Genomic DNA, 9,689 nt, shown 5'->3' with positions numbered 1-9,689 from the left:
CGGGTGGTGGGCGGATACAGCTCGCTGCGGGTCGGCTCGTGGGTGCGGGCCCGCAGCGCGCTCAGCACACCGTCGGTGACCTTGCCGGTGCGTGGCATGCCGCGCTGCTTCTGGAACGCGGTGACCGATCCGGCCGTCACTGGGCCGTAGTAGCCGGTCGGGTTCCGGTGGAAGAGCCCCAGCTGCCGCAGCCGCGCCTGGAGTTCGCGTACGTGCGCCCCGCGTGCGCCGGGCGCCATCCGTACGGCTTGCGCGACCGGTTGTGCCGCTTCGGGCTTGTGCGCCGGCTGAACGGGCTTGACCGGTTTCGGCGGCGCGTTCGTATGCGCGGGCGCCGTGGACGGCTTGGCCGGCGGCTGCGGCGCGTGCTGCGGTGCCTGCTGCGGCGCCTTGGAGATCCGTACGGCCGGACCGGCGGCTCCGTCCTTGGCCTGGCATCCGGCGAGTACGCCCGCCGACAGCAGCACGGCGGCCGATGCTGCGGCACCCCGCAAGGCCGCCTCTCCCCTCCTGTGCATTCCGTGCATCCCCACCCCCGGACAGTTCAACGGATATACGCGTCCATCACTGCCCAGCGCGCCGCCCTCGCGAACGTGCGGCGCCCGGGGCGATGCTGGGGGGACGACGCCGGCCGAGCTCCCGTGCGCCCCAGTAGCGCGGCTTTTCCAGGAGGCACTTGCGATGACACGTCCCACCGATTCCGGCCGGCTGTCCGAGTCGGGGCTGCCCGTGGAGCCGGTATACGGGCCGGATGCGCTGGCGGACTGGGATCCCGCCGCACAGCTGGGCGAGCCCGGCGGTTATCCGTTCACGCGGGGCGTCTACCCGACGATGTACACCGGGCGGCCGTGGACGGTGCGGCAGTACGCGGGTTTCGGTACAGCAGCGGAGTCCAACGCGCGCTACCGGCAGTTGATCGAGCACGGCACCACGGGCCTGTCCGTCGCCTTCGACCTGCCGACCCAGATGGGGTACGACAGCGACGCCCCGCAGGCGGCCGGCGAGGTCGGCAAGGTGGGGGTGGCGATCGACTCCGTGGAGGACATGCGGGCCCTCTTCGACGGCATCCCGCTGGGCGAGGTCTCCACCTCCATGACCATCAACGCGCCTGCCGCCCTGCTGCTGTTGCTCTACCAGATCGTCGCCGAGGAGCAGGGTGTGCGGCCCGCCGCGCTGACCGGCACCGTGCAGAACGACGTCCTCAAGGAGTACATCGCCCGCGGCACCTACATCTTCCCGCCGCAGCCCTCGCTGCGGCTGACCGCGGACCTCTTCCGCTACTGCGGCGCCGAGCTGCCGCGCTGGAACACCATCTCCATCTCCGGCTACCACATGGCCGAAGCGGGCGCCACGCCCGTGCAGGAGATCGCCTTCACGCTGGCCAACGGCATCGCGTACGTACGCGCCGCGGTGGCGGCGGGCATGGACGTGGACGCGTTCGCGCCCCGGCTGTCGTTCTTCTTCGTGGCCCGTACGACGCTGCTGGAGGAGGTCGCCAAGTTCCGTGCCGCGCGCCGGATCTGGGCGCGGGTGATGCGCGAGGAGTTCGGCGCGCGCAACCCCAAGTCCCAGACGCTGCGCTTCCACACCCAGACGGCAGGGGTGCAACTGACCGCGCAGCAGCCCGAGGTGAACGTCGCCCGCGTCACCGTGCAGGCGCTGGCCGCCGTGCTGGGCGGTACGCAGTCGCTGCACACCAACTCCTACGACGAGGCGCTGGCCCTGCCGTCCGAGTCGGCCGCCCGGCTGGCGCTGCGCACCCAGCAGGTGCTGGCGCACGAGACGGACGTGACCGCGACGGTCGACCCGTTCGCCGGTTCGTACGCCGTCGAGTCGCTGACCGACGCGGTGGAGGAGGCGGCGCTCGGTCTGATGCGGCGGATCGAGGAGCGGGGCGGCGCGGTGGCCGCCGTCGAACAGGGCTTCCAGAAGAGCGAGATCGAGCGCAGCGCCTACGCGGTCGCGCAGGAGATCGAGGAGGGGGAGCGGGTGGTGGTCGGCGTCAACCGCTTCCGCACCGAGGGGCAGGAGGAGCCGTATGTGCCGCTCGCCGTGGACCCCGGCCTGGAGGCGGCCCAGGCACAGCGGCTGGAGCGGCTGCGCGCCGGGCGCGACGCCGCCGCCGTGCGCTCCGCGCTGGACGCGCTGCGCGCGGCGGCCGGGAGTCGGGACGAGAACGTGCTGTACCCGATGCGGGAGGCGCTGCGGGCCCGCGCGACGCTGGGCGAGGTGTGCGATGCGCTGCGTGAGGTGTGGGGGGCCTATGAGCCGCGGGATGCCTTGTGAGCCAGGCTCTCGGCCGAGTTGTTTGTTACTGACGGGTTTCAACGATGGCGGGGATCGGGGACAGTAGGCGCAGGCGGGAAGGACGACCGACGAGCAGCCTGCGAGGTGTCCGTGGCGACCGATACCAGGACGGGCTCCGCCGAGGAGCCCGAGGCCGGCGGGGAAGGCGCCGCCCGGCCGCTGCCGGGCCTCGCCCGCGCGGCGGCGGCGCTGGCGGCCGGGGAGACGACCTCCCGGACGCTGACCGAACGGGCGCTGGCCAGGATCGAGGCGACGCAGGCCACGCTGAACGCCTTCCGCCTGGTGCGGGCCGAGGCGGCGCTGGAGGAGGCCGAAGCCGCCGACCAGGCGCTGTGCAGAGGCGAGCGGCGGCCGCTGCTGGGGGTGCCGGTGGCGGTCAAGGACGACACGGATGTGTGCGGGGAGCCCACCGCGTTCGGCTGCGCCGGATCCTTCCCGCCCAAGACGGCCGACGCGGAGGTGGTGCGCAGGCTGCGGGCCGCCGGTGCGGTGATCGTCGGCAAGACCAACAGCCCCGAGCTGGGACAGTGGCCGTTCACCGAGGGGCGTGCCTTCGGTGACACCCGCAACCCGTGGGACCCCGCGTACACCCCCGGCGGCTCCTCCGGCGGCGCTGCCGCTGCCGTCGCGGCCGGGCTGGTGCCCGCTGCGCTGGGTTCGGACGGCGCCGGGTCGGTGCGTATCCCCGCGGCGTGGACGCATCTGGTCGGCATCAAACCGCAGCGCGGCCGGATCTCGACCTGGCCGGACCCGGAGGCGTTCAACGGGATCACGGTCCTCGGGCCGCTGGCGCGCACCGTCGAGGACGCGGCGCTGCTGCTGGACGTCGCGTCCGGCAACCGCGAGGGCGATCTGCACCGGCCGCCGCCGGTGGATGTGCGGGCCGCGGTGGGCCGGGACCCGGGCGCGCTGCGGATCGCGCTGTCCACCCGGTGGGCGTTCACGGCCACGCCGAAACGGCTGGACCCCCGCGTGGAGGCCGCGGTGCGCGCCCTCGCCGAGCGGCTGGCCGCGCTGGGGCACGAGGTGGAGGAGGCGGACCCGCACTACGGTCCTGTCGGTCTGACGTTCGTCCCCCGCGCCACCGCCGGCATCCGCGCCTGGGCGCAGCGCGCTCCCGACCCCGGGCTGCTGGACCCGCGTACCCGGGCGGCGGCCGGCACCGGACGGCTGCTGGGCGGGCCGGTGCTGCGTGCGGCGCGGGCCGCCGAGGGGCCGCTGCGCCGCCACGTCGGCCGGATCTTCCGCCGCTACGACGTCGTCCTCACCCCGACCACCGCCACCCCGCCGCCCCGGGTCGGCGATCTGGCGCGGCTGTCGGGCTGGCAGACCGACCGCAGGATGATCGCGCACTGTCCGTACGCCTGGCCGTGGAACGTCCTGGGCTGGCCCGGCATCAACGTCCCCGCCGCGCTCACCGAGCCCGAGCAGCTGCCGCTGGGCGCCCAGCTGCTGGGCCCGGCGGGCAGCGAGCCCCTGCTGGTCTCCCTCGCGGCCCAGCTGGAGGCCGACCGGCGCTGGCACGAGCGGTGGCCGCCGATGGTGTGAACGGCGCGGCGAGCTGCCCAGGAGGCGGGCGGGTGCGGGAAACATGAGCCCCAAGGAGGGCCACCATGCCGTTGAACCCCGTACTCACCTACCGCGACCCCCGCGCCGCGCTCGACTTCCTGCAGCAGGCGTTCGGCTTCGAGGCGGTCCACGTCCACGAGGCCGACGACGGCTCGGTCGCCCACGCCGAGCTGCGGTTCGGGGACGGGGTGATCATGCTCGGCACCGCCCGGAACAGCGGTGTGATGGGCGGCCTGGGCCCCGGTGCGGTATACGTCTCCGTGCAGGACCCGGACGCCCATCACGCGCGCGCGGCGGAGGCGGGCGCCGAGGTCGTGCTGCCGCCGACCGATCAGGACTACGGCTCGCGTGAGTACGCGGCCAGGGACCCGGAGGGGAACCTGTGGTCCTTCGGTACGTACGTCGCCCAGGTCTGAGGGCCGGGGCCCCGGGGTGAGCCCAGGGCCCCGGGGTGAGCCCGGGGCCTCAGCCCAGGGCAGCGCGCTTGAGGGCGCGGGCGCGGCGGGCGACGCGGCGGACCGTACGGTTGCGGGGCACGAACGCGAACTGGCGGGGCACGGCGCCGGGGAGGCCCAGCGCGGTCAGCCGGCGCCGCTTGAAGTAGCGGCGGGTCGCGGGGGTGAGCCGGGTGGCCAGATAGCGCTCCGCCTCAGGGCGCAGCTGCGGATAGATCTGCGACTGCATGCAGAACCCGACGGCGCGGAGCAGTCCCGTCAGCTCCCGGCCCTTCGGCGGGGAGAATCCGTCGCCCGCGGCAGCGCCGTCCAGGTCCGGCAGCAGGGCGTCCACCAGTGTGACGGGCACCCGGTTGCTGTTCTGATACGGCGTCACCCGCTCGAGCAGCAGCTCCGTGCCGGTGCGGGCCACCGGCAGACCGTAGAACGCGGACGCCGTCAGCAGCGCCGTGGAGAAGCAGCCCACCACCAGCGCCGGGCGCATCCGCTCGTACAGCATCTCCGCCAGCACCGGCGCATCCAGCACCGTCAGCCCGACGCCCAGCTCGCCCGCCTCCTTCTCCAGGGCGCGGGAGTGCCGGGCCGGGGCCACCGGGTGCGGCTTGAAGACCACCTCACGGTGGCCGCGGGCCGCGGCACCGCGCAGCATCCGCAGATGCAGCCGCTCCTCCTCGTCCGGGGAGAGGATGTCGAGCGCGGACAGATACTGGCCCAGCAGCAGTGCGGCGCCGCGCGGTGCTTCGGTCACCGACGGGGGCACGTCCTTTGCCACCTCGGCCAGCACCGCACGGAACGCGTCCGTCGGTACGAGCTCGGGCTCCACCCCGAACTCCGAGAGCAGCAGCGGCCGCAGACCGGGCACCAGGTCCAGATGGAGCAGCCGCCGCACCCGCGCGCCCACCAGCGGATCGAGCTTGTTGCGGGTGGGGCCGTAGCTCATCAGCCCGTCCGCGTAGACCTCGATCGGCGCGTCGGCGAACAGCCGGGCCAGCGCCAGCGCGGGGTCGACCTGGAGGGACTCCAGAACGAGCGTCACCTCGTCCTCCGGCCCGTCGCCGAGCCCCCACAGCAGCCGCAGATGGCGTTCCCACAGCGGGGCGTCGTCGGTGCGCGGCGACCAGCCGCCCGGGTGGAAGGGGCGGATCGTCTCGTTCCACGACAGCACCCGGTCGAAGCGGTCGCGCAGCCGCTCGAAGCCGGGCATGGTGTCGAGTGCGGGCGCCGTCTCCGGGTTGGCGGCGTTGTTGCTCACCAGCAGCAGCCGCTGGTCGGCCGGTTCGAAGTGGTCCGCGTCGAGCGCCGCCGCGAGGGTGGCCGCTCCGTAGAGCGTGGAGGCGAAGAACAGGTGCGTACGCATCAGGCCGCCACCTCCGTGTCGTCTGCTGCAGCGGGAGTTGTGCTGCTCGCCGTTCCGGCCGCGGGTTCGTGGTGGCCCGGGCGTCTGCGGAGCCGCCTCAGCCGGGAGGCCCGTTCGCTGTCCATCGAGTCCAGCGCATCGGAGAGCAGATCCGCCGGGAGCCGCTTGAGTGCCGCCGCGCTCATGGCCCGCAGCTTGCGGGCCACCTGGGGCTCGAACCTGCCGCTGGTGAGGTGGTGGGAGATGATCGCGCAGTAGGTGCGGATCGCCTTGGGCAGCAGCTGCTCGGCGTCCCGGTCCTGTGCGGTCTCCTCGATCACCTGGTCGAACGCGCGGATGAAGTCGAGCTGCCGTACGTCCCCGATCTGGGTGAGTGAGGAGGCGACCCCGCGCCGGTAGAAGACGCCCAGCAGGCCCACAGCGGCGAACGAGCGGGCCTCGCGGTGCAGCCGCCAGATCCACGGCCGGTCCTCGGCCGTGCGCAGCCCGTCGGTGAAGTGCAGCAGCCCCTCGTCCAGCAGCCTGCGGTGGTAGATCCCGGCCCAGGCGTAGGCGTAGTCCACGGAGGTGGAGCGGGTCGCGGGGAGTATCGCCGCGCGCGGGTCGTCCACCACTCCGCGCCGCCCGTGCGGCACCCGCGCCAGGGTGCGGGAGCGCGCCGTGCACTGGACGTGATCGGTGCGCACGAAGTCGCAGCCGAGCCGTTCGATGCAGGCGACCAGCTGCTCGTAGTAGCCGGGTGCCAGCCAGTCGTCACCGTCCAGGAAGGTGACGTATTCACCGTTGGCCCGGTCCAGTCCCGTGTTGCGCGCGGTCGCCAGACCGCCGTTGCGCGCATGCCGGGTCCTGACCACCTGCGCAACGCCCTGGAGATCGTTTTCGGCGCGCTCCAGAATCTCCGGCGTCTCGTCCTTGGAAGCGTCGTCGACCAGAATGAACTCGAAATCCTGGCAGGCGTTCGCTCGGAGACTCCGCAGTGTTTCCGGGGCATATGACTGCACGTTGTAAAACGGCACGATGACGGAGAGCTTGACCACCCCAGGGACCTTAGGGTCCATGCCCCGCTCCGTCTTGACCTGCGGCGAACCCATGGGTGAACGGCGCATGGCGGGATGGTGAACGGGGTTGCGGCGCAGTCGGGTTGGGGATTCGTCGGTGTGCTGTTAACCGGCTGTTGCCTTTACGTTGGGCCGCCTTCCGGAATCCCTTTCTAGCGTCGGTGACGTGCCCTCCCGAGAAATCCTCCCAGCTTCCGCCGCGAATGCGCCGGCTGCCGCTGCCGAACTCGTACAGCACGAGCGGTCGGCGCCGCGCCGGGTGGCCGTCCTGGCGGATTCCGACACCCGCTGGAAGTGGGGTGTGCTGACCGCCCGCAGGCTGGCGCCCGAGGCCGCCATCGACGGTCTGCTGCTGCGCGGCCGGGCCACGCCCACCCCGCGGCAGCTCGCCGAGGTCGGCGTCACCGTCGACACGCTGTGTGAGGTCACCACTGCCGAGTTCCTCCGCGCGGCCACCGCGCCCGGCGCCTACGACATGGTCGTCCTCGCCTGCGTCGGCGGCGCCGTACAGGCCATGCTGCACGGGCTGGGCCGGGCCGTTGCCGGGGATGCGGGTGAGGGCGCCGAGCGCGGGTCTGCGCGCCGTCCGGTGGTCGTCACCGGTTATGTCGGTGTCGTCTACGAAAAGCTCGCCGACGGTCTGCTGCTGCGGCACGGCGCCGATGTCGTCCTGGCCAACTCGCCTTACGACGCGGACCGGTTCCGCGCCGTGTACGAGGGCGTGGGCGCTGACGGCGGCAGCGTGGTGGAGTGCGCACTGCCGTTCCTCGAGGGGGTGGATGGGGGCGGTTCGGACGGTGCGGACGCCGGTCCCGAGGCGGCGGACGGTCCGTTCACCGTTGTGTTCGCGGTGCAGCCGTCCGTACCGGCCGGCCGTGCCGACCGCGCCTATCTGCTGCGCCGGGCCATCGGCCACGCGCTGCAGCACCCCGAGCGCGACGTACTGATCAAGCTGCGCAGCAAGCCCGGCGAACACACCACGCACATCGAGGAACTTCCGTACCAGAAGCTGGTCCGTAAGGTCGCCGGCGGACGGGACGGCGGTAGCGGCGGCGGACTGCCGCCCAACTGCCGCCTCGTCTACGGGAACATGGGGGAGATCCTCGACCGGGCCCGGCACACCGGCGGGCTGCTGGTGACCGTCAGCTCCACCGCCGCCCTGGAATCCCTGCACCGCTCCCTCCCCACCGCCGTCCTCACCGACCTCGGCGTCCGGGAAGCGCTGGGCAACCACTACTTCACCGGTTCGGGGTGCCTCGCCTCCTGGGACCAGCTCGACGACGGCCTGCTGCCGGAAGCCGACGAGAAGTGGGCGCTGCGGCAGGGCGTACGCGGCGGCGACGGCTTCGCCGCGGCCCGCGAGCGGGTCGCCGAACTCGTCACCTGCTCAAGGGGTGACGGTCTGCCGCCGCTCGCGCCGTACTACACCGTCCGGACCGCGCCCGGCTATCTCCCCGGCATCCTGCGCCGCTACGGGCTCGAACCGGACGGGTCGCCCGCGGGTGGTGCGGCTGCTGAGGCCGCCGATGCCGCCGAGGGCCTTGGTGCGGCGGGGCGAAGCGTCGTACGGCGCTTCGTCCGCGAAGCCGCGCGGGGTGCCTACCGGCACGGGGTCCAGCGGGTGGCACCGCTGATCCGGAAGGCGGGGGAGCTGTGATGCCGCGCCGCCCCGCCGATGCCGTCCCGGCCCCGCCGGCCGGGGCCGAGTCCCGCTCGTCCGCTCTGTCCCAGTCCCTGTCCCACTCAGGAGCCAGCATGTCCGCAACCCCCGCCGTGCTCGCGGTGATACCGGCCCGGGGCGGGTCGAAGGGCGTGGCCGCCAAGAACCTCGCCCCGGTCGCGGGCGTTCCGCTTGTCGCCCGCGCCGCCCGTGAGTGCCTGGCCGCGCGGAACGTGACCGATGTGGTCGTCTCCACGGACGACACCGCCATCGCCGAGGCGGCCCGTTCCGCCGGTGCCGAAGTGGTCGAACGTCCCGCCGACATCGCCGGCGACCTGGCCAGCAGCGAAGCCGCCGTCCTGCACGCCATGGACGTCTACGAGAAGCGGCACCGCCGGCCGCTGCAGACCGTGCTGCTCGTGCAGTGCACCAGCCCTTTCCTCGTGAGGGAGGACGTGGAGCAGGTGGCAGCCGCCGTCATCGAGGACGGCGCGGACAGCGCGCTGACGGTGGCCCCGTTCCACGGTTTCGTCTGGCGGGACGGCGTTTCGGAGGACCCTTCGTCGGAGGGCGCGGCGCGCAGCGCGTACGGCGTCAATCACGACCGTGCCGTGCGCCCCCGGCGCCAGGACCGGCCCGAGGACCTGCTGGAGACCGGCGCCGCTTACGCCATGGACGCCATGGGGTTCCGGGAGTCGGGGCACCGGTTCTTCGGCCGTACGGCTGTGGTGCGTACCGACCCGGCGCGCGTCCTGGAGATCGACGACCCGCACGACCTGGCCCGCGCCCGCGCGCTGGCGCCCCTGCTCGACGCCCGCCGCGACGGTCCTGGCGCGCTGCCGACACGGGAGGACGTGGACGCGGTCGTACTGGACTTCGACGGCACACAGACCGACGACCGGGTCTACATCGACGCGGAGGGGCGGGAGACCGTCGCCGTGCACCGCGGTGACGGACTCGGCATCGCCGCGCTGCGCCGCTCGGGCCTGGAGGTGCTGATCCTCTCCACGGAGACCAACCCGGTCGTGGCGGCCCGCGCGGCCAAGTTGAAGCTCCCCGTGCTGCACGGCATCGACCGTAAGGACCTCGCGCTCAAGCAGTGGTGCGAGGAGAAGGGCATCGCGCCCGAGCGGGTGCTCTACGCGGGCAACGACGCGAACGACCTGCCGTGCTTCGCGCTGGCGGGCTGGCCCGTCGCCGTCGCCGACGCCCACGACGTGGTGCGGGCCGCCGCCCGGGCCGTCACCACGCGGGGCGGGGGAGCGGGGGCCGTCCGCGAGATC

General features: G+C 73.3%; 8 protein-coding genes. 5 read left to right on the top strand and 3 right to left on the bottom strand.

The window, feature by feature from the left end:
* Positions 1-518, bottom strand: a 518-nt coding sequence (locus ITI46_RS30975; protein ID WP_209243251.1) for a peptidoglycan-binding domain-containing protein, incomplete at its 3' end; no start/stop codon positions are given.
* A 163-nt stretch (positions 519-681) separates the two neighbouring features.
* On the opposite strand from ITI46_RS30975, the gene ITI46_RS30970 reads away from it, so the two are divergent.
* The 3 genes from ITI46_RS30970 to ITI46_RS30960 all read left to right on the top strand — a co-directional run bounded on the left by ITI46_RS30970 (position 682) and on the right by ITI46_RS30960 (position 4,292).
* Positions 682-2,286 (top strand): acyl-CoA mutase large subunit family protein, encoded by a 1,605-nt coding sequence (locus ITI46_RS30970; RefSeq protein ID WP_209243250.1) that lies wholly within the window; start codon positions 682-684, stop codon positions 2,284-2,286.
* Positions 2,287-2,391: 105 nt separating this feature from the next.
* Positions 2,392-3,855 (top strand): amidase, encoded by a 1,464-nt coding sequence (locus tag ITI46_RS30965; RefSeq protein WP_372452109.1) that lies wholly within the window; start codon positions 2,392-2,394, stop codon positions 3,853-3,855.
* Positions 3,856-3,920: 65 nt separating this feature from the next.
* Positions 3,921-4,292 carry a VOC family protein gene (locus ITI46_RS30960; protein ID WP_209243249.1) on the top strand — a complete coding sequence of 124 codons (372 nt, stop codon included), beginning with the start codon at positions 3,921-3,923 and terminating at the stop codon, positions 4,290-4,292.
* Positions 4,293-4,341: 49 nt separating this feature from the next.
* Here ITI46_RS30960 and ITI46_RS30955 read toward each other — a convergent pair whose 3' ends face one another.
* Positions 4,342-5,688 (bottom strand): polysialyltransferase family glycosyltransferase, encoded by a 1,347-nt coding sequence (locus tag ITI46_RS30955; protein ID WP_209243248.1) that lies wholly within the window; start codon positions 5,686-5,688, stop codon positions 4,342-4,344.
* The gene (locus ITI46_RS30950; RefSeq protein WP_209243253.1) at positions 5,688-6,725 is read right to left on the bottom strand and encodes a glycosyltransferase family 2 protein; all 1,038 of its coding nucleotides are present in this window, start codon (positions 6,723-6,725) and stop codon (positions 5,688-5,690) included. Before ITI46_RS30950 ends, ITI46_RS30955 begins: the two co-directional genes overlap by 1 nt.
* A gap of 187 nt (positions 6,726-6,912) precedes the next feature.
* Here ITI46_RS30950 and ITI46_RS30945 point away from each other — a divergent pair, with 187 nt between their 5' ends.
* Positions 6,913-8,403 (top strand): DUF6716 putative glycosyltransferase, encoded by a 1,491-nt coding sequence (locus ITI46_RS30945; RefSeq protein WP_372452108.1) that lies wholly within the window; start codon positions 6,913-6,915, stop codon positions 8,401-8,403.
* 98 nt (positions 8,404-8,501) lie between these two features.
* On the top strand, positions 8,502-9,689 hold a 1,188-nt coding region (locus tag ITI46_RS30940), incomplete at its 3' end, for an acylneuraminate cytidylyltransferase (protein WP_209243247.1).

Source organism: Streptomyces oryzae, assembly GCF_017676365.1.
GTDB classification, from domain to species: Bacteria; Actinomycetota; Actinomycetes; order Streptomycetales; family Streptomycetaceae; genus Streptomyces; species Streptomyces oryzae.
Note: the sequence above shows the minus strand (reverse complement) of the source record. Positions and strands in the feature narration are given on the sequence as shown.

Excerpts from the sequence above, each read along its gene's own strand:
- ITI46_RS30960 (WP_209243249.1), top strand. The coding sequence starts at position 3,921 with ATGCCGTTGAACCCCGTACTCACCTACCGCGACCCCCGCGCCGCGCTC.
- ITI46_RS30955 (WP_209243248.1), bottom strand. The coding sequence starts at position 5,688 with ATGCGTACGCACCTGTTCTTCGCCTCCACGCTCTACGGAGCGGCCACC.
- ITI46_RS30970 (WP_209243250.1), top strand. The coding sequence starts at position 682 with ATGACACGTCCCACCGATTCCGGCCGGCTGTCCGAGTCGGGGCTGCCC.